Genomic DNA, 20,541 nt, shown 5'->3' on the forward strand with positions numbered 1-20,541 from the left:
AAAGCGACGTTAAAAACGTCGCTTTATATTTAATGCCACATATTAGTTAAATATGAATGGCACCCTAGTATCTGTAACTTCTTCCTTAAAGACGATACCAATAGGCTCTTTCATGAACAAAGTTATTGTAGGGTCTCTTTCCCACCTATCAGCAAAGTCTTGAGTAAGATCATCTAACGGGGATGAAACAGCATTTTCCATAACCATTGCTGTTGTCGCTGCTCCACTTCCAGTGGAGTCATCAGCAGAAGCGGACACCTTAGCAAGCAGGAATAACTTTGAGAAATCAAATGCCGCTGCGGTCACAACTCCTCCCCATCTATAAGCATGGTGATAATCTATATCGCTGGCGAGATAAGTAGCCATCGTCTCTGTATCTACAGCTGAAGCAACTATATCGATAGTTCTTCTGTTGAAAATCATGTGGTCATAATTAACAATCACCCTATCCCTTGGTCTAGTGGTGTCATCAATAAATGGCACTTCATAACTACCTACCAACATTGCACCAGCAAGTGGGCCTTCGGTAATTGTCGCACAAGCATCACCGTTGTAATCTGTGTTAATTTCACATGAGTTTTCAGCCTTAATAACAGTCCTTGCAGGGATTCGAACAGGCAAATCAACTTCTTCGGAACTTTGGTCTATTGATGCAATAGAGTCATTTGAAGAAACAAATTGCGAATCTAAATCGTTGTTGACATCATTAATAGCTTCTTCTTCTGCAAAAACACTGCTAGCCATTTTAGCCGTACCAATTTCAGTGCTTTGTTCAAACATGTCCATTGCTGCAAGCTGCCACTGGTTCATTTGCTTAAACAACGCCATCTCCTTAGAGTTGAGATTAATAGCTTTATCAAAAGAGCAAACCTCACCGTTACGGTCATATCCTTCACGATTACAGTTGTCTTTATCAAAACCATCTAATCCATAACCATCCTTGTCAAAACCATTCGCATTTAGCCCATTTATATCCCTACCAGATGAGTCGAGACCATTTTCATTAAAACCATTACGATCATAACCATCTGCGCCGAGACCTGTCGTGCAGTCATAGCCTTCTAGATCTTTATTGTCTCGTGTACAACCGAATCTATCCAAACCAAGACGTGAGTAACCATCTTTTCCAAAGCCAGCTTTGTTTAGTAAAAATCTATCAAAGCCTAATCTGTCATATCCGGTAGGATCAAACCCATCGACACCCCATACTGGTACAAATCGTTTACGCTGACACTTCTCACCGTTACGGTCTACACCAGCATTTGAGCATCCATCTCTATCAAATCCGTCAGAATCAAGACCTGTTGTACAGCTATAACCGAATTTATCTAGACCATCACGATTACAACCATTTCGATCGTATCCGTCAGCATTATATCCATCAATGCCAAATCCATTAATGTCCAGACCTTTATCATTAAAACCTAGTCTGTTATATCCATCTAATCCATAGCCTTCAGCGTTAACTTTTGCATTCGGGTTACATCTCTCTCCTTTAGAATCAATACCCAAACGATTACAGCCGAACTTATTGTAGCCTGTGTAACCAAAACCATCGCCATCTAGACCGTTAACGTCATAACCGTATTGATCAACGCCATTAACATAAACTGATCTACCGCAAGGCTTACCACTTCGATCATAGCCTTTACGTGAACATCCATCTCGGTTGAAACCATCACGCCCATAACCCTCAGAGTCAAAACCGTATTGGTCAAACCCGTCAGAGCCGATTACAGATTCTCCACAAGGGTTACCCTCGCGGTCAAATCCAGCTTTAGAGCAACCTAGTCTATCAAAGCCTTCTGAATCGAACCCATATTGATCAAAACCATCCGCCCCAAATACTGGATGACCACATGGTCTTCCTTCACGATCATAGCCTTCTCTTGAGCAATCATCTCGGTTAAATCCATCACGTCCGTATCCGTACTGGTCGAATCCCTCGGAGTCATAAACTGATACTTCACATGGATTACCTTCTCTGTCGTAACCTGAGCGATTACACCCTGCCTTGTTAAATCCATCACGTCCAAAACCTTCTGAGTCAAAGCCGTACTGATCGAAACCATCAGCTCCGAAAACAGAATGCCCACATGGCTCGCCATTTCGATCAACACCTTCACGGGAGCAACCATCTCGGTTAAACCCATCACGCCCGTATCCGAACTGGTCAAAACCATCAGAACCGTAAATTAACTCCTCGCATGGCTCACCATCGCGATTTAGCCCTGATCGATTACACCCAGCTTTGTTAAATCCATCGCGTCCAAAACCTTCGGAATCAAAACCGTACTGGTCGAAACCATCAGCTCCGAAAACAGAATGCCCACAAGGATTTCCCTCGCGATCAATTCCTTCACGCGAACATCCCTCGCGGTTAAATCCATCGAGTCCGTAACCAAACTGATCAAAGCCTTCAGAGTCATAAATTAACTTTTCGCATGGCTCACCATCACGATTTAGCCCCGAGCGATTACATCCAGCCTTGTTAAAGCCATCACGCCCAAAACCTTCGGAATCAAAACCGTACTGATCAAAACCATCGATGTCGAAAACAGAATGTCCACATGGCTTGCCTTTGCGGTCAAATCCGTCTCGACCACAACCTGCTTTATTAAAGCCATCACGCCCATATCCGAATTGGTCAAATCCTTCAGAGTCATAAATTAACTCTTCGCATGGCTCACCATCGCGATTTAGCCCTGAGCGATTACATCCAGCTTTGTTAAAACCATCACGTCCATAGCCTTCAGAGTCGAAGCCATATTGGTCAAAACCATCTACTCCATATGTTGAATTGCCACATGGTTTGCCTTGTCGGTCTATACCTTCACGTGAACAACCTTCACGGTTAAAACCATCTACTCCGTATCCATACTGGTCAAAACCATCAGCACCAAAAACTGAATGTCCACATGGTTTACCTTCACGGTCAAATCCGTCTCGACCACAACCAGCTTTGTTAAAGCCATCACGCCCATACCCGAACTGGTCAAAACCATCAGAACCGTAAATTAACTCCTCGCATGGCTCACCATCGCGATTTAGCCCTGACCGATTACACCCAGCTTTGTTAAATCCATCGCGTCCATAACCCTCAGAGTCAAAGCCGTATTGGTCAAAACCATCAACTCCATATATTGAATGTCCACATGGTTTACCTTGTCTGTCTACACCTTCACGTGAACAACCTTCGCGGTTATAACCATCAACTCCGTATCCATACTGATCAAAACCATCAGCACCAAAAACTGAATGTCCACATGGTTTACCCTCACGGTCAAATCCGTCACGTCCACAACCTTCTTTGTTAAAGCCATCGCGTCCGTATCCGAACTGATCAAAGCCTTCAGAGTCATAAATTAACTCTTCGCATGGCTCACCATCACGATTTAGCCCTGAGCGATTACATCCAGCTTTGTTAAAACCATCACGTCCATAGCCTTCAGAGTCGAAGCCGTATTGATCAAAACCATCTGCTCCGTAGATAGGAGAAGCATTAAAACATGGTTTTCCTAAACGATTTAGACCTTCTCTGTTACACCCTGATCTATTGAACCCATCGCGACCATAACCCTCAGAGTCAAAACCATATTGGTCAAAACCATCAGAGCCAAATTTACGTTTACAGAGTTCACCTTGACGATTAATACCGAATTTATTGCAGCCCGAGCGATCAAAACCGTCACGATCAAAACCAAGTTCATTAAAACCGTATTGGTCAAAACCATGCTCATCAAAAACTGAATAACCACAAGGATTTCCGTCACGATCAAAACCTAGCTTCGAACAACCCCTACGATCAAAACCGTCCTTGTCGTAACCATCGACACCAAATCCGTATTGGTCAAAACCATCAGCGCCATAAATTGAATCACCACAAGGGTTTCCATCACGGTCAAAGCCTTCACGAGAACAACCCTGAGCATCAAAACCAGCACTATCATAACCATATTGGTCAAAGCCATCAGCGCCATAAATTGAATCACCACAAGGCTTCCCCTGTTTATCTAGACCTTGGGCGTTGCAACCAGAAGGATTAAACCCCTGCCTATCATAATTTTTGGCGTTATAGCCTTGCTCGTTAAAGCCCCAAGCATCAAAACCATTCTCATCATACTTATGTGGTGAGCATAGCTCTGTTTCTTCTTGGCACGGATTACCGACCTTATCTAGACCCTCTTTGTTGCATCCGTCTTTATTAAATCCAGTAACACAATGAAACCCATTTTCGTCATACTCTTCGCCGTTGAGACAGGCAGTAGACATATTAAGGATATTTTCATTTGTTAACTCAATCCCGCTGGATATTGTAGGAGTAGATGGGTCAAAATCTTGAATGTAGGAAGAGTAGTTGCCAACAGCATCTTTATACTCTTGCTCCTGCATTTTTTCATTTTCATCGCGTACCTCTTTTGTAAGAGATACTTGATCGCCTGTATAGTTTCTTGTTGAGCCATTAATTTCATCAATGTCTAAACTTTCAGAGATTATTGGTTTTTCAGCAATGAACATTGCGTAAAATAACCAACCACCAAAACTCAGACCAAGCGCTCCGAGAGATATACTTACAAGTTTCTTTTTGTCCTTTAACAGGGCACCAATATTCATTCCTTCTATTTTTTGATTTTAATATCTGTAACTATCGTGCCATCACTTTCAAGCATCAAAAGGCCAACTATGGGCATTTTGAATAACTTAAATCCATCGACACCAGTGATAAGTAATTCACCTCTTGGGACTATTGGTTCCCCTTTAGTGCGCAAGTAATAGGAATCTTCGTATTGCCAAGCTGAAACGTCCAAAAGGTCATTTCCTTCTTTATCAAGACCAAGACGTGAAGCACCTTCAGGCGTTACACCATCCCTCATATCAACTACATACGACTCTGTATTTGATATCCTAGGAGACTCGACGGTTCTGTTAGGGGAACGCTCAAAACTAGAAGTTTTTGTTGATGGACTTAAATCTGAAACCTTTACTTGTGTTAGGTAATCAACTTTGTCCTTATCCTCTTTGATAGTAAAAACAAGAGGGACGACCTCTCCTTTTAACAAAATGGTAAGGTTAGTTCTTGAATATTTTCTTTGTGGAGATATTTGAACCGCATGTGGCAGGTATTGATCTACAGTAAAGAACTCTTGAGCACCAATCCCAACTTTCTCTATCGGCCATGGTTCACCCTGTTTATCAACGAAGATCAAGTTTGTTTGAAAATTAACACTTGAAAACAAATCGAGATTGTTAGAACCAACTGATAGATTAACCCTTATCGTCCTTCTTTGAACGCTTGGGTCTCTAACAGACTCCAACATAAACCTCTCTTTTTGCTCCTGTTGTAATTTCAACTCTCTAGCTTGAGATTCATTGAAAGGATGAAAACGCCTTTTTAGCTGATGAACAGATAGATCGGAAATTTGAGTTTCCCTTGCCTCATGTAGCTTCAACGGAATATCAACACCCTCTTCATTTGAATACGCACTCTGAGAAAGTACGAGAGTGGCAAGAGCCATAAGGTGTAAGGCTGATTTTCTCATTTTTATATTGACTATAGAAAATGAGAGGCAAGTTTAAAAGTTTGGTAGACCAACAATGTTGTAAATACCCACACCTAACGGATTTTTAGAAGTTGGTTCATCTTTCTTTATCTTGATAAACAAAGAAACATGCTCAGATATACTCTTTTTCTTACTGAAAATGCCTTGATATGAAAAGTAGCCTTCTACAAAGTATGTCCAGTTGCTATCTAGACCAACCTCACTACCTATAAAAACAGGGTCTTTAGTGACAATAAAGTCTACGACACGAACATTTTGAAGTTTTAGATTTCCAATTGCAGTTGTCATATATGAATAAATATAACTCTGATAATCAGGAGAAAAATAAGTTAATGAGTTGTTTATATGAGTTCTAGGTGACGAAATTGAATATGAAAGAAACATATTTAAATTATCCTTTAGGTTTCTACCCAAGGCATTTGGATCTAGATAAGGTTCGTAAGTCACAGGAGCCTTTTTAAGGTCATTATTGAAGCTCTGCACAAAAACGTCTGGATTAACACTATCGCGTGAAAGCAAAGTTCCTGACACACAAAAAGTAATGACAATAGATAATATAACTAGACCTGAATGTAACTTAATCATTTTCTCTAAATATGGAATCTTTTTGAGCAAAAATAAAGTTTGTATTAAGCTAACTAAAAAATGTCAGAAAAAAAGGTATTAGGTCTTACCGAAAATACTAGAACAGATAGAGATATTAGGAGCGGGTTCGAAAAGTTCTATTCCAAGTTTAACAAGGATAAGGCTGTATTAATTCCGGTAGCATCTGCCATCGCATGTATGACGCCATTGCTACAAGCTCATGCAGACACTATTCTATTGACAGCTCTTCCTGTGTCATATTTATTTGCAGGAAGAAAGATTACTGTACCATTTGAAAAACCGTATTACGATGAGAAAAAAGGGAAAGGATTCTTCTTTTTCGGTAATGAATTAAACACAAACAAAGAAATTTGGTTTAGTGACTCTGAAGCAAGACGCCATATTCTAATATTCGGAACAACAGGTTCTGGTAAATCAGAATCACTAATAGGAATTGTGGCAAATAGCCTAGCTCAAAACTCAGCATTTTGCTATGTGGATGGAAAAGCTGACACCGGATTGTTCTCTAAATTATTTTCTCTATGCAGAAGGTTTGGACGTGAAGATGACCTGTTAGTTATCAACTATATGGTTGGAACAACGAGAACTGACGTTAGAAGAGAGAAAAAACTATCGAACACATTAAATCCATTTGCTAATGCAACTGCTGACGCATTATCGGAATTAATAACGTCATTATTACCTAGTGGCGGTAGCTCAGATGGAATTTGGAAAGATAGAGCGTCTGTATTTATGGGGGCGTTAATTAAAGCATTATGCGCCCTTAGAGATAATGGACACCTGTTATTAGATGTAAATGCAATCAGACAATACTTCACTTTAGAGCAAATTGTTGCGTTATCAAAAGATACTAGAATAAAAGAATCATACAGAGAAGGCTTAATTAATTACGTTTCAAACCTTCCGGGATATCAAGAAGGAAAAAGCGAACAAGAATCTACTGTATATGAACAGAACGGATACGTAGTTATGCAATTCCAACCGTGTTTTGGGATGCTTGCTGATACCTACGGTCATGTTATGAAAACACAGTTAGCATCGGTCGAATTTAATGATGTTGTTCTTAGGAGAAGAAACTTAATATGCCTCCTTCCTGCATTAGAAAAATCCCCCTCAAATTTAAGTAACTTAGGCAAAATCATTATTTCGTCAGTGAAAAGTATGATGGCAGGTGCATTAGGCGCGGAGCTTGAAGGTCTTACCGAATATACTCTAGATGCTAAACCAACTAATGGTCGAACTTATCAATGCGTATTTGATGAATATGGTTATTACTCTGTTGAAGGTGCCGCAGTAATGCCAGCTCAAGCACGTGGTATTGGATTTTCATTAACATTTGCAGGACAGGACTATCAAGCCTTTAAAAAAGGAAGTGAGGAAGAAGCTGCGAGTATTAAAGCTAACTGTGCAATTAAAATTTGTATGACTCTTGAAGACCCCGGAGAAACTGCGGACATATTCATCAAAGGTGCAGGTGAAGGTATTAGAGTGGCTGAAACTGGTTACGAGAGAGAAAAGGGATTATTCGGAACTAATTATATTGCAAAGAAGGACTTAACTTTTGAAAAAGCCAATAGGATTGAGCCGCGTGACTTGAAAGATCAGTACCCCGGACAATACCACATAATCAACATGGACAATTTAGCGCGTGGAAAAAGTTTTTATGCTAATCCAAAACAACTTAAAGAGTTAAGAGTTAATAGTTTTGTCGAGATTAAGCCACCTAATGCAGATCAAGTTAGAAAAGTAAAAACAGCTATATTTAACTATAAATCAGCATTTAAGAACACTGGCAATGAAACAGCAACAAGCTGGAAAAAGAAAAAGGCCGAGCAGGATTCTACAATATCAAGCATGATTTCTCATATTGAAGAAGAAGACACTCTTAAAAAGGCATTTTTCACATTAGCAGCCACTAAGAACAAGATTGATATAATCAATAATATGCTCGTTGTAAGAATCAGAGAACTAGAGGAGCATTTAAATCGAAGTCTTGATGAAAATGAAGAATATAGCAACAAAACAACTTTTGAAGAAACTTCGGCTATTACTGAAAAACCAAGAGCAACAATTACCAAGCCAAAAGTTGGATTAGATGCAATAAAAGAAAAAGTTCTCTCAAATAGTAAGAAAATCGTAAACTACACAGACTGGGACAAGAACCCTCTTATGAACATTGGTTTGGAAGTTGATGAGATTACTGAAAATATAAAAAGCAACTCAGAAAGCATATTGAATAATTGGGAGCAAAATGGACACCTTGATATTAAAGGATTGTATTTTGATATTGGCAATCAAGACATTATCTCAGACGTTGCTAGTCAACAGGTAATAATCGATTCTAATGAGAAGCATGAAGAGTATCAAAAACTTAAAGAAACAAATGAGGTTAATATCTCCAATGCAGCTTCATCAATTGAGGAGAAATTGAAAAAACTAACTATGACATCTGGTGAACTAGAATGACCAATAGCAACAAGCTCGTAAACTTAGTGGTGACGGCACATACAGATCTAGGTATGGAAAGTGAATTAAAAATAGAAGGTTGTGATATATACCCTGAAATCTTCTATTCAGAGGCATTGTTCCTGCCTGCGTTTATTGCAATTACAAACGCCTTATATTTTCGCGCAACAGGTGAAGTTCTAATTACTGTCGATGGAGCAATAAAAAAGTGTCTTGAAGCTCCATTCGGATTAGAGTTAGAGGGGGATATAAATTTGAGCTCTTTTGAGATGCCAATAGGACTTCTAGAGCAATGTATTAAAACAACGCTTAGAGTAATACAACCTATTTATAAAAATGAAATGTTTAAAGAGTTCTCTGCTCATTTATTCAACGAAGTACTTCATGAATATGAGTCTAAAGAACCCATTCCAATGGAAATATTTATCAATAATGATTTATTAATTGGGACTGTATAGTCCCATTTTTATATTCTAAATTTGATATAAAGGAACGAGTATAAAAATGAATAGCCAGTTTATATTAAATACTGTCAAGGTTGCTCTTGCAAATGAAGTCTCGCACTTCAACATAAGGCTAATTATCAAGATGCTTAGCTTTCCTGATGAAGTTCTAGACATTCGAAAAAAAATTGATGGGGCTGATAGAAAGATCTCTGATTTAGATGCTTTTGAACTAACAAACTTGAACATCAACAACTCTCTTAAAGTTATTAAAACTAAGCGATGCACATATTCCCTCATTGCAAACAGATGTAGTGTAACTTTTAAAGGGAAAGATGCTTATCAACCTCCCAACGAAGACCAAAACCTAAAACTAGCAAAACAGGGATTTGAGATATGGCTTGAGCAAATAGGTAATGATAAAAACCTATTTAAACGAACTCCCTCTCTAACATCCTCAAAAGCAAATAAATTCTCGAAAGGAGGCAGACTTGAAGCCATGTTTCGTGCTTTTAAGAATGGTGATTTGAAATCTCTTGAAGAGGTTAAGTTAGTTTGTACAGGTGCCCGAACCTCCCTTTACCATGTTGGTTATGATAAATACGGCAGGAAGTTGAGCAAGAATTATTGTGATATTCCAACATTATTTTTAACAAGACAGCGTATTGAGGAGTTAATACAACGATCAGTTGATGGTAAAGACTATCTCTTACAACTAGAAGATCTGAGTGGTATTACCAAACTTAAAAATCGTTTAGATGGGGACGAGTTTGTATCCGATACCCCTATCACACTAGAGGATTTGACAGTTAATGACATGCATATTCAAACCGAAGAATTGAGTCTTGAGGATTTATTGTAATGAGTAGTTTCAAGAATTGCTTAATTGATGAATTTTGCAAACCGCATAAAACACCAAAAAATGAACTAATTAACATAGCAAATAAGTTCTACTCTGAAGAACTTGAACCGTATTTTTGTTCGCTTTATGGAGATAGATGGATGTCAATTCGATCTAATAAAAATCACAAAAAGGAATGGATTGCACATTTGGTTGGTATTAGCCCAAGACAAGCAGCAATGGCCGTCAACAAGATGTGCCATGAAGGTAAAACTCAATTCATCCCATCCCCATTAGAATTTCGCTCGATGTGCTTAAGTGTTACTCAAAGCAACGGCAGAATAAATAAACTAAAAATAGTACGAAATGAGTAAAGCTTATTCGATAAAAGCAGATAGAAAATATACTGAACTTGCTATTGCAAATCACATAATCAACGAACCGACGTTTGTACAAGATTTTGATTTATCACATCTAAAGCTAGAGTTAGTAAGACGAATATATAATTTCATAACAGCATCGGCCAAAAGAGGGGACGCGTTGTCTCTAAGCGTTATAAAAAATCACCTAAAAGCCTCGGTGGGTGACAATGTTTCTCCAGAAACACTGGAGACAATCGAAGAGATCTGCTTAGAAAAAGACTGTACCTTAGACGACTTTCGTTCTGTTCGAGAGCACTTATATCTAATTAGCGCAAGAGAGAACGTAATAAGACTTGGTGAAAATATTTCAGAAAGAGCACGAAGGGGTGAGAATCTCGAAGAGGTATGCTGTGTAGCAGAAAGCATTACCGAGACAAAAAATATTCTTCGGAAAAAGACCCCTATCATTTCTATTGGGCAGTCTATGGATGAAACCATTAACGGAATGTCTGAAGCTAGAAAGAATGGGCATAAACGAAAATCTTTCCCATTTCATATTAATGGTTTAAACAAGCTCATCGGTGGCATGTACCCCACAGATCTTATAGTTGTAGCTGCTCGACCTTCAGTTGGTAAAACGGCCTTCGGGGTCAACACGATCTTTCATCAAGAAGAAGCTTCGTATGGTTTTATTTCATCAGAAATGTCTAACGACCAATTAAACAAGAGGTTGATAGCTACAGATACTGGAATTGACTCAAAGAAGCTAAGGTCACCAGAACTGATGAGTGAACATGAGTTTTCGGAAGCTTGCATATCAGCTTCTAAATTCAAAGGAAGACGGATTTATCCTGAAGATAAAGGTGGTATTGATATCGGAGAGATCTATGAACGTATAACAGAATGGGTTCATATACATGGCGTGAATGTTGTTTTCATAGATTATATACAACGCCTCAACTCTGACCGCAGGCATAACAATAAGGCTGAAGAGTATGGTTATATAACGAAGCGACTAAAAGAGGCTGCTAAAGAATTTGGGATATGTGTTGTTGCTTTAGCTCAGATTAACCGTGAATCACAAAAGGATAATAGACCTCCGACTATGGCTGATATCAAAGCTTCTGGCGATATTGAACAAGAAGCAGATATTATCATCTTGCTTCATAAAGATTCTATGGGAACAGATGACGCAAACTTTGATTGTATTATTGAAGCCATTGTAGCAAAACACAGGCATGGATCTATCGGTACAGCTTTAATGGTGTTCCAACCTAGTATTGTCAATTTTAGAGATGCTTCAAATGATGAGATTGATGATTACCTAGTTAATCAGGCTGCTTAGCATATGCCCAACTAATAAAGTTTGGTTGGGCTTTTATATTTAGTAGGATTTTTCTATCTTTTTAATAAAATGCGCACTTTACTTTTAAATCGAAAAGTTAGAAACGTCGACACTACAAATAATGCAAAAAAAGTTGTTGATAAGATATATGGTTTAACATCATGCATAAATCTCGTAAGCATCTTTTTGCTCGGCATATCTAGCTTCTTTATCGTTAACGAGGTACGCAAAGATAAAGATGTATTTCTTTTTACAAATGATGGAAGAGTAATTGAACATAAAATAAGTGAAAAATGAAAAAGGAAGCTGTATTAGATACCATCGAGTCAAATAAAAAGCACTTTAAAGAAAAAACACGCAATGCGACTTTAAATTTTATTCTTTCTGTAATATCTCTCGTGGGGGCGTTATGTTTGCTTCTTTTTGCTGTTACATATTCTGTACCTCCACAAATTATACAACTCCAAGAAGATGGTTCCCTTTTTCAAAAATCTGAATTAACCGTTCCAAATAAAACAGATAAGGAATTAAAACAGTGGTATGTGGATGTCATTTCAAAAACATTCAATTACAACCACAGAAATATGGAACGACACCCCAATAGTCTGACAAGGATTTTCTCACCAGATGCTCTTGCAAGTGTAGATTCGTTTATAAACTCAAGTAATTTTGCTGTTCTTGTAAGAAATAGATTTGGAATTGTTGAGTCGGTAATAGGCAATGAAATAGAACTGGAACAAGGCCAAATGGGCGATCGCCTTGGTTGGATGATGAAAACCAAAGCCGCATTGATGGTCTATTATCAAGGCAACGCCTTACGTGCAGGAATATATGAAGTTTCTGCGATTGTTGTAAGAGAATCAGAAGAAGTGAACCCTGAAGGATTAATCATTCACTCAGTTACACTTAAAGAAATAAAGTAAGAACAATATGAAGGATTTAGAAAACTCTATCAATAGAGCTATTGCTAATTTTGAATACATGTCTGATGAGGAAAAGAATCTTCTCATTAATGAATTAGCTTTGATTAATGAAGAATGTCAGATTATATCCATTGCAAAAAAGGTGATTGAAACATCACCGAAACTCAATGCAAGTATTTCTGAAAAAAATGAGAACAAATCGGAACATAAAATTAGTGGTATCAAGTTATGAGCAACAAACATTTAATTGATGACCTTAAAAGAAATAGAGAGGAAATGCAGAGAATCAGGAACGATTTGGTAAGTTGCGCCTCCCAGTCCCAAGAGTCTCTAATTAATATCGACCTTCATCGCTTAAATGATATTAAACATGCAATTAACTCATTTTTCACTCCGGACGCTATAGAAGAAATTGTTCATCTAGATGGGCTAAAATCTCATGAAATAATCTCTCTAGGGGTTAGGCATTTAGAAATGATAAAAAATAACCCCAAAAGTATATCTAAACAAGGCTCACAGGCTCTAAAAGCCTTTTCCTATGAATATGAAAAGGGAAATAGGGATGGTGGTTATTATGTAGGTTTAGTCTATAGAGACTATCTCAACTCTCCTACAAGAGCTTGTTCTGTTTTTAGAGACCTTCACAACTCTGAGCATATTAAATCTAGCTTAGAGCTTGTTCTTACGCTTCAAGAACTGGGCAGAGAAAATATAGATAGTGTTGAATATTACATAGAGGCACAAAAGCTAAAACAACAATTACAGTAATGAGTAAAATTTTATATATAGCTGAAAAGCCGTCTGTGGGTAAAGCTATAGCAGCAGCGATAGGAGCTAAAACCCCGAAAGGAAACTGCCTTCAAACATCAGATGGCGAGGTCGTTGTAACTTGGCTTTTTGGACACATTTTAGAACTTGTTGATGCAGAAAGTTATGACGAAAAGTTCTTAAAATGGACTCTTAAGGATCTACCTATTATCCCAGATAAATTCCTTATGAGACCCCCTATTGACCGTCCAAGACAGAAAATAGACAACAAATATAGACGAGACCAACTAGACCTAATCAAAAGACTTGTAAGCCAAACAGATGAAGTCTGTATTGCTACTGACCCTGATGCTGAAGGAGAGTTATTAGGAGTTGAGGTTCTTGAGTTCATAAACTACAAAGGGAAGCGTACTAGAGTATTACCAACCGCGCTTGACGCTGCAACTATAAATGCAGCTATCAGTAACAAAAAGCCTGCTAGTGAAAGCTGGCCTCTGTACATGGGCGGGATGGCAAGACGTGATATTGACTGGACTGTAGGAATTAATATCACTCGTGCGCTTACTACCTTCAATAGGAGCATGATCGACTCGCCGCTAAATGCTGGGCGTGTGCAAACATTTATTGTTGGGCTTCTTTATAATCGACACATTGCGATTAAAAACTTCAAGCCTCAAAATACATATATGCTTGAGTTTGAAGCCAATGAAACTCCAAGTTACACACTCAAGTGGCAGAAAGGTTCTAACTCTGAACTTTTTGATACATCTTTACCCACATATACACCCGAGAAAGCTAAAGAGGTTATTGATCAAGTAATTCTTAATTGCAACGGCCATGATATGGTAGTTCAATCTTGTAAAAAAGAGCGCAAGAAGTCAGCACCTAAACTAGGGTTTAGCCTTACTGATTTACAAATTGAATGTTCACGTCGACTTGGAATTTCTGGTGCAGAAACGCTAGCAATGGTTCAAAAATTGTACGATGCAAAGTATGTGACCTACCCTCGTTCTGATTGTAAGTATATGCCAAAGAGTCAGCATGGAGAGGCTAAAAAGATTTTACAAGTTTGTCGAGAAAGGCTTTCAATCCCCGAAAACATAAAGACAGATTGCACCAAAATAAGCCGAGCTTGGAATGATTCCAAGATAGAAAATCACCATGCAATTATTCCTACTGCCATAAAACCTAAAGACGACTTACCTCCTAAGTACCTTCAGGTTTATGAAATAATAGCCAATCGATACATTATTCAGTTTATGGATGATTATGAATATGACTCTACAATTATTGAGTCTGATTGTAACGGGAATAAATTCAAGGCATCTGGTAACGTCCCTGTATCTTTGGGCTGGAAAGAACTTGAGAGCAATTCTGGTAGTGAGGATGATAACTCAGATTCGACAACTCTACCTGTTTTGAACAGTGGAGATATCATCGCTGGTTCGTTTAAAACGCAAACTAGCAAGACCTCTGCACCAAAACCTTTTACTGAGGTCATGCTACTAACAACACTTGTGTCTGCTTACAAACTTGTGACTGACGAGGTATTAGCTAAAAACTTAAAAGATAGAGATAAGGGAATTGGCACTGTAGCTACAACTGCAAACATCATAGATCAGTTAATCACTAACAGGTTTATTACCGTCAAAAAGAAAAAGTACGAACTTACAAAAAAAGGTATGTTGATGGCTCAAATTGCCCCTTCATTCCTCTTAGATGCCGATACAACCGCTAAACTTGACTATAAGCTAGTTTCCATAGAGTCTGGCGAAGATACTTACGATAATGTTGTTGGTGATTACAAGCAACTTGTAAGGCAAATGGTAAAAGACATTCAAGACGGCAAATCAGCTTTACCAGAACCCCTACTACCATCAGAACCTTGTCCATATTGTAAGGAAGGTCTAACCGTAAGAAGAAAATCAAATAAAAATGGTTTCTTTTGGACTTGCATTCACTGTGGAGAGATTGCTACTGACAATTTTGGTCAACCTGAAAAGAGAGTTACTTTTGAAAAAATTGACTGCTCAGATTGCAATACAAAAACACTAACAAGATACCCTATTAAAGACTCAAAAGCTGGGCTGTTTACTTGGTACTGCACTGGATGTAAAAAACGTGCTAATGATTTTGATGGCAAACCAGATTTCACAGTTCATAAGTGCCCTAAATGTCAGAAAGCATTAACAAAAATCTTCTCAAAGAAACACCAGAAGTTCTTTTGGATATGTGAAGATAAGGAGTCTTGTGGCAATTTGTTAAACGACAACGACAATAAACCAGAAGCTTTTAAGCCAAATTATGAAACTTTGAACGAAAAATGCCCAGCTTGTAAGTCAGGCAATATTCAGAAAAGAGAAGGCAAACACGGAGAATTTTACACGTGTAGTAACTGGACAAAAGATGGTAGTGGGTGTTCCGCCAAGATCATTAAGAATGATAGCGGATTCTCTGTTCAAGAAAAACTAAAAGGGCTTCCTTGCCCTTCGTGTAAATCAGGAACGATATATAAAAGAGAAGGTCAATATGGTGACTTCTGGAGTTGTTCAAACTGGAACAAGAAAGGGAAGTTAAAGTGTGAGTTTAGAGCTCAAGACGACAACGGAAAGCCTGCTGAAACCAAGTAAAGTCAAAGGCGATGGGCACTTCACTAGTGTACCATCGCCATCTTATTTGCTAATATGTACGAAATAACATCAAGTACTTATATAGCATGTCAAAAATACGAGTATCGATACGTAAAGGACTGTTAAATGTCCAATACCGATTCAATCTTTATAAAAACGAATGTTTAAAACCACTCTCTATGCAGTTTGATCAAGAGAGTCGAATTTGGTTTGCCCCTACCTATAAGCTTACCGAGTTACTAAACATTGTTAAAAAGGAAGGTCTGCTTGTCGATCTGAGTGAAGATTGCCAAAAGATTCTTGGCGTAACACGCGATGGTTACAGTGAAGATGAAATTAAAGCCGAACATTTAAAGTGGCAAGACCACCCATCGTATGCGTCATCAGCGCCAGAAGATTTTAGCCTTGAACACTTGGGGTTATTAAGAGAACCGTTCCCGTTTCAAGTGGCTGGTATCTACTATGGCTACAGCATTGCAGGCGGAAGGCTGATACTCGGTGATCAACCCGGACTGGGCAAAACTATCCAAGCTATTATTATCTCAGCATTATTTCGTCAAGATTGGCCTGTGTTCGTTGCTGCTCCTGCTAGCTTAACTTTCAACTGGAAAAAAGAGTTTTTATTAACTTTAGACTGGCTTTCAGAAGAAGATATACACATCATTGATAACGCCAAGAACTCTAAGCCACGCGGATTGATTACAATTGGTAGTTACCATCAACTTCATGCAAATTTTGACAATGTTGTTGAGTATCTTAATACACGTGGCGTTCTCATCATTGACGAGGCACATGCGATTAAGAACCCAGAGAGTCAAAGAGGTGTTGCAGCAATAGAGCTTGGCAACCTTGCTAAAAGATATATGCCAATCACTGGCACCCCAATTTTAAACAGAACACGTGAAATATTCCCAGCTCTAAATGGTATATGCCCGATATCGTGGCCTGATTATAAAAGATTTACAGATAGGTATTCTGAAGGTCACATGCAGAAGTTTGATACTAAATCTGTATACTATAATGATGGGGCATCAAACTTAGGCGAACTTCAAGAAAAACTTAGAAGCGGCTTTATGGTAAGGCGTCTAAAGAGTGTTGTGCTTGATCAATTACCGAAGAAAAATAGACATAGCATATACCTCAATGCGACAAAAGATGACAAAGAGCTCGATACCTTCATTCTAGAGGTCAGTGAGCAAGTATACTCACTCTTGGATCGTGGTATAAATGATATTAATAAGCTTACAGCTACCGTTAAATCTTACCTAGCGGACTCACCTACAGGCTCGATCCTAACAGGGTATGAAAAGGCAGGTTTAGCTAAACTTCCTGAAATAGTCAGTTTCTTAGAGGATAAGTGGGAAGCAGAACCTGATAACAAGTTTATTGTTTTTGTGCACAACCAATCACTTTTGAAAGAGATATCAAAGCAATTTGCTATCAAACAACCAAATAAGAAAGCTATCGTGATCGACGGCTCTGTGCCACCAGCCAAGCGCTTTGAGTTCCAAGAGCAGTTTCAGAACGATGAGGAAACTACACTAGCATTACTAACATTAGGTGCTGCAAGTACAGGTCTAACACTGACTAAGGCGAGCACTGTATTAATGGCTCAGCTCCCTTGGACACCCGGCATCGCAACACAAGCTGAAGACCGCGCACACCGAATTAGTCAATCAGATGAAGTTAATGTTGTTTACTTGCTTGGAAACAACGCTTTTGATGCATATTTGTGGCGTATGCTTGAAACCAAGAGTGCAGTTGAGCAGTTTGCTTTGGATGGTGCGCTAGGCAGTAGCTTTGAACAGACATCAGATGAACTTAGTGACGACGACATTATTAAAACTATTGTCACTGAGATTATTGAGAGTCGCGAAGATATAGCTGCTTAGCTTGGTATGAAAAATAGGCGTGTTGAGCGCCTATTTTTTTTTGGAAGTAGATTTATTTAGCTAAAATCTTTTTGCCATCAATCTCTAGAGTAACTGAACCATCATCTACAGACAGAACCTTTACAGGTATTGTTTTGATACCAAAGAAATGAAGGTCAAAATCTTTAGTTTTAGGAGTGATTGTTTCCATTAAGTATGCTGGTTTAGAACCCGCAACACCAATTGCAAAAGCAATTTCTATAGTCCTCTTCGTTCTACTAGCAATTTTTGCACTGAAGTTATCAAAAGTTGCGCTTGTATCATACTCAAATGCTTTAGGTGCCACCTCCTTTCCAGATGTTGCCTGTATGCTTTCTGAGTTAATGTTTTGCGTTTCCACAGTCATTGCCTCATCTACATACTCTGAAGCCTCTGTGTTAGCTTCATGCTGTGATTCTGAATAGTCAGAAAGATACTCCTGAACTTGCTTAAAGAAAGATTCCTGCTGCTTTTTTAATTCATCATATGCTTTAGAGCTTTCATTCTCGACTTTGGTATCTTCAACTGGGACGCCATTGATATCCAGAATACCTTCTTGCTCTGACTCGTTGTCATCCTGCTTGCTGTAAAACTCGGCTTTCATCGCATAGTTATAGAAGTCATGCTGACTGATTGGGTTACTACCGTCATTTTTTGAACCTGATGTTCTTGAGCTCTCTCGCTCCCTTACCATCTCTTCAAGGTTCATATTTTCAATGGTGTCAGTTAAAGCTGTTTTCTTTGTACTTTCAAGATTAGCTTTAGAAGCCCAAATGTCAGTTTCACCCCTTATTTTATCTAATTCAGACGAGTAGGACTTGTTATCTAACACTTCAGCAAAAGCCATCGGAGTAGAAAGAGCAATCAGAGGGATTAGGAAATTTCTTACTTTCATTTTTATTCTAACTTTAATTTATTTATTCAGAAATGCGTAATCTCTGTTTAGTTCATGCGTAAAGATATTGAAGGTGATTTCTTCCTTTCCTTCTAAAGGAAGAGCCACAATAACATCGCTTAGAAAGACATAGTCTTTCGACAAGAGTGTTTTAGCCCTATTGATCTCTGTCAGAGGTAGATTGAACTTAACTTTCACTATGTTCTTGGATATGTAAGTTTTATCTCCAAAAAACCTGTCTTCAATACCCTGCGGAAAACCATCATCTTCTTGGGGCTGCCCTCTCTCTAAGAAAGGCATCCTTTGCATCATTGGGTAAATCAGATCTTCAATACCATTTTCTTTCAGCAATGTTTCATTATGGGTAGGAACTGGTACTTCACCAATTTCTTCATATTGAGAAACCATGTCCTTTATAGCTTTAATCGGTTCCTTTGATTTTTTTACTTCTTGTGTAATGGAACTAATGATGTTCTGGGCAATCAATGGATCTTTTTTGTCAAGCAAGTTGAGGTTATATACTGAATTTTGTGTTTCTAATATTGAGTTTTTAATCGCGTCTAATTGGCGCTTTTCTTCTGAAATTTTTGCAACTATTTCTGATTTTTGGTCTAAAACCCGTCTTTCTTCCTGCGTAAACTGAAGGTAGGCATCAGAATACTCTTTGGGAAGGTAGTATTCGTAAAGCCTCATATTCCCATCATTAAGTATCCTTAAGGGGCGAACCTCGACACCTCCTTCGATAGAAATACTTGTTAGGGATTTATCTAACGTTAGAAAGTCAGCGCTCGAAGGCCAAACACCTAGTCGCTCGTAACTTACGTAGAATTTACCATCAGTATAGGCAATCTTTGACTTAAACCAGCCATCAGAATATCTAGGAAGATTCTCCTTAATGCTTTGTAAAACTCTAAATGGCTTTAGACTATCTTCAGGGTAAGACAGGATAAATTCGTTATACTGCTTTTGTGCTTCCCTTACAAAAAGTTCTTTATTCATCGCCCCTGTTCTATTTGCATTCATAATTGCATTGTAGTCTCGGTTGACTGATGAGTACTTAGAGTTAAATGAACCGCTGTAATACCCGTTTTGAATCTGCTCGATTTCAGGTAGTTCAGTTGTAATGTAGTAGTAGCCAGCGCCTACGATACCAGCGAATAGCAGTCCAACACCTGCTATTAGTTTTTGGTTAAAGTTTGTATTTAACGAACCAATTAGAGACTTTTTCAGAAGCTCCTTATCTTCAAAGTCAATTAGGTCAGGTTTGTATTCAATCTTATCCATCAGACTTAAGTCATCTGACTGATAGTCAATACCTATATTAATGATGCGTAGCTCATTTTCACTCACAGACAACCTAAGACGTTCTCGGATATATTGCTCTAAGTCGGCGCTATCCATGATTTTATCAGAGGTAGTCTCAATCGAACCATCTTCATTGCGCATCAGAACCCAGAATGTATCAGCTTCAATACGTGTAAAAACTAGGGTGTCTGGTGAGAGCACATGAGCAACATATGAAGCTAAAGAATACTTGTTCTTTTGCTCATCCTGAGCAACTCCGGCGGCTTGAATTACTTTATTTGTAGTAGTGAATTCAACACCAGCATCAATCTTGGCTTCTGTCAGTTTCTGGCTTAGCCTAACTTTACTGGCAAACTGATTACCAGCAAGTACAGGCTCCAACCACTTAAGACCAATGGCAAATTGCTTACCACTCTCAATCTCAATGGTGTTATTGCCTATTAACTTGTAGATCATGTTTTCTTTTTAGTATAGAAATAAAAACGG

The 20,541-nt window shown here is 38.5% G+C and carries 15 protein-coding genes; 10 read left to right on the forward strand and 5 right to left on the reverse strand.

Going from position 1 to position 20,541, the window contains the following annotated elements:
• Positions 1-42 precede the first annotated feature (42 nt).
• The 3 genes from KJB35_RS20830 to KJB35_RS20840 are packed head-to-tail and all read right to left on the reverse strand — an operon-like array spanning position 43 to position 6,146.
• Positions 43-4,614 (reverse strand): DotG/IcmE/VirB10 family protein, encoded by a 4,572-nt coding sequence (locus tag KJB35_RS20830; RefSeq protein ID WP_285469733.1) that lies wholly within the window; start codon positions 4,612-4,614, stop codon positions 43-45.
• 5 nt (positions 4,615-4,619) lie between these two features.
• Positions 4,620-5,540, reverse strand: a complete 921-nt coding sequence (locus KJB35_RS20835) for a DotH/IcmK family type IV secretion protein (protein ID WP_285469734.1) — start codon at positions 5,538-5,540, stop codon at positions 4,620-4,622.
• 33 nt (positions 5,541-5,573) lie between these two features.
• Positions 5,574-6,146 carry a hypothetical protein gene (locus KJB35_RS20840; protein WP_285469736.1) on the reverse strand — a complete coding sequence of 191 codons (573 nt, stop codon included), beginning with the start codon at positions 6,144-6,146 and terminating at the stop codon, positions 5,574-5,576.
• Positions 6,147-6,206: 60 nt separating this feature from the next.
• Between KJB35_RS20840 and KJB35_RS20845 the strand changes: the two genes are divergently transcribed.
• The 10 genes from KJB35_RS20845 (at position 6,207) to KJB35_RS20890 (ending at position 17,837) form a co-directional block, all read left to right on the forward strand.
• Positions 6,207-8,633 (forward strand): type IV secretory system conjugative DNA transfer family protein, encoded by a 2,427-nt coding sequence (locus KJB35_RS20845; protein WP_285469737.1) that lies wholly within the window; start codon positions 6,207-6,209, stop codon positions 8,631-8,633.
• Positions 8,630-9,091, forward strand: coding sequence for a hypothetical protein (locus tag KJB35_RS20850; RefSeq protein ID WP_285469738.1), 462 nt, complete (start codon positions 8,630-8,632; stop codon positions 9,089-9,091). The genes KJB35_RS20845 and KJB35_RS20850 overlap by 4 nt, the downstream gene beginning before the upstream one ends.
• 46 nt (positions 9,092-9,137) lie before the next feature.
• Positions 9,138-9,938, forward strand: a complete 801-nt coding sequence (locus KJB35_RS20855) for a hypothetical protein (protein ID WP_285469739.1) — start codon at positions 9,138-9,140, stop codon at positions 9,936-9,938.
• Positions 9,938-10,291, forward strand: coding sequence for a hypothetical protein (locus KJB35_RS20860; RefSeq protein WP_285469740.1), 354 nt, complete (start codon positions 9,938-9,940; stop codon positions 10,289-10,291). Before KJB35_RS20855 ends, KJB35_RS20860 begins: the two co-directional genes overlap by 1 nt.
• Positions 10,284-11,624: a DnaB-like helicase C-terminal domain-containing protein gene (locus tag KJB35_RS20865; RefSeq protein ID WP_285469741.1), complete on the forward strand. Its 1,341-nt coding sequence runs from the start codon at positions 10,284-10,286 to the stop codon at positions 11,622-11,624. The genes KJB35_RS20860 and KJB35_RS20865 overlap by 8 nt, the downstream gene beginning before the upstream one ends.
• A gap of 293 nt (positions 11,625-11,917) precedes the next feature.
• Positions 11,918-12,547, forward strand: a complete 630-nt coding sequence (locus KJB35_RS20870) for a DotI/IcmL/TraM family protein (protein ID WP_285469742.1) — start codon at positions 11,918-11,920, stop codon at positions 12,545-12,547.
• Between the two features lie 7 nt (positions 12,548-12,554).
• Positions 12,555-12,779, forward strand: coding sequence for a hypothetical protein (locus KJB35_RS20875; protein WP_285469743.1), 225 nt, complete (start codon positions 12,555-12,557; stop codon positions 12,777-12,779).
• A complete protein-coding gene (locus KJB35_RS20880; RefSeq protein WP_285469744.1) occupies positions 12,776-13,315 on the forward strand; it encodes a hypothetical protein in 540 nt (179 codons plus the stop codon). Before KJB35_RS20875 ends, KJB35_RS20880 begins: the two co-directional genes overlap by 4 nt.
• The gene (locus tag KJB35_RS20885) at positions 13,315-15,945 is read left to right on the forward strand and encodes a DNA topoisomerase (RefSeq protein WP_285469745.1); all 2,631 of its coding nucleotides are present in this window, start codon (positions 13,315-13,317) and stop codon (positions 15,943-15,945) included. The genes KJB35_RS20880 and KJB35_RS20885 overlap by 1 nt, the downstream gene beginning before the upstream one ends.
• Positions 15,946-16,124: 179 nt before the next feature.
• Positions 16,125-17,837 (forward strand): DEAD/DEAH box helicase, encoded by a 1,713-nt coding sequence (locus tag KJB35_RS20890; RefSeq protein ID WP_285469746.1) that lies wholly within the window; start codon positions 16,125-16,127, stop codon positions 17,835-17,837.
• 52 nt (positions 17,838-17,889) lie between these two features.
• Here the strand turns inward: KJB35_RS20890 and KJB35_RS20895 are convergent, their stop codons facing one another.
• Together KJB35_RS20895 and KJB35_RS20900 are read right to left on the reverse strand one after the other, a co-directional pair.
• Positions 17,890-18,750, reverse strand: a complete 861-nt coding sequence (locus tag KJB35_RS20895; RefSeq protein WP_285469747.1) for a hypothetical protein — start codon at positions 18,748-18,750, stop codon at positions 17,890-17,892.
• Between the two features lie 18 nt (positions 18,751-18,768).
• Positions 18,769-20,511 carry a hypothetical protein gene (locus KJB35_RS20900; RefSeq protein ID WP_285469748.1) on the reverse strand — a complete coding sequence of 581 codons (1,743 nt, stop codon included), beginning with the start codon at positions 20,509-20,511 and terminating at the stop codon, positions 18,769-18,771.
• Positions 20,512-20,541: the final 30 nt, after the last annotated feature.

Origin of the sequence: Vibrio sp. D431a (assembly GCF_030248655.1) — a bacterium.
GTDB lineage: Bacteria > Pseudomonadota > Gammaproteobacteria > Enterobacterales > Vibrionaceae > Vibrio > Vibrio alginolyticus.

Coding starts and splice junctions, on each gene's coding strand:
- KJB35_RS20830 (WP_285469733.1), bottom strand. CDS start 4,614: ATGAATATTGGTGCCCTGTTAAAGGACAAAAAGAAACTTGTAAGTATA.
- KJB35_RS20835 (WP_285469734.1), bottom strand. CDS start 5,540: ATGAGAAAATCAGCCTTACACCTTATGGCTCTTGCCACTCTCGTACTT.
- KJB35_RS20840 (WP_285469736.1), bottom strand. CDS start 6,146: ATGATTAAGTTACATTCAGGTCTAGTTATATTATCTATTGTCATTACT.
- KJB35_RS20845 (WP_285469737.1), top strand. CDS start 6,207: ATGTCAGAAAAAAAGGTATTAGGTCTTACCGAAAATACTAGAACAGAT.
- KJB35_RS20850 (WP_285469738.1), top strand. CDS start 8,630: ATGACCAATAGCAACAAGCTCGTAAACTTAGTGGTGACGGCACATACA.
- KJB35_RS20855 (WP_285469739.1), top strand. CDS start 9,138: ATGAATAGCCAGTTTATATTAAATACTGTCAAGGTTGCTCTTGCAAAT.
- KJB35_RS20860 (WP_285469740.1), top strand. CDS start 9,938: ATGAGTAGTTTCAAGAATTGCTTAATTGATGAATTTTGCAAACCGCAT.
- KJB35_RS20865 (WP_285469741.1), top strand. CDS start 10,284: ATGAGTAAAGCTTATTCGATAAAAGCAGATAGAAAATATACTGAACTT.
- KJB35_RS20870 (WP_285469742.1), top strand. CDS start 11,918: ATGAAAAAGGAAGCTGTATTAGATACCATCGAGTCAAATAAAAAGCAC.
- KJB35_RS20875 (WP_285469743.1), top strand. CDS start 12,555: ATGAAGGATTTAGAAAACTCTATCAATAGAGCTATTGCTAATTTTGAA.
- KJB35_RS20880 (WP_285469744.1), top strand. CDS start 12,776: ATGAGCAACAAACATTTAATTGATGACCTTAAAAGAAATAGAGAGGAA.
- KJB35_RS20885 (WP_285469745.1), top strand. CDS start 13,315: ATGAGTAAAATTTTATATATAGCTGAAAAGCCGTCTGTGGGTAAAGCT.
- KJB35_RS20890 (WP_285469746.1), top strand. CDS start 16,125: ATGCAGTTTGATCAAGAGAGTCGAATTTGGTTTGCCCCTACCTATAAG.
- KJB35_RS20895 (WP_285469747.1), bottom strand. CDS start 18,750: ATGAAAGTAAGAAATTTCCTAATCCCTCTGATTGCTCTTTCTACTCCG.
- KJB35_RS20900 (WP_285469748.1), bottom strand. CDS start 20,511: ATGATCTACAAGTTAATAGGCAATAACACCATTGAGATTGAGAGTGGT.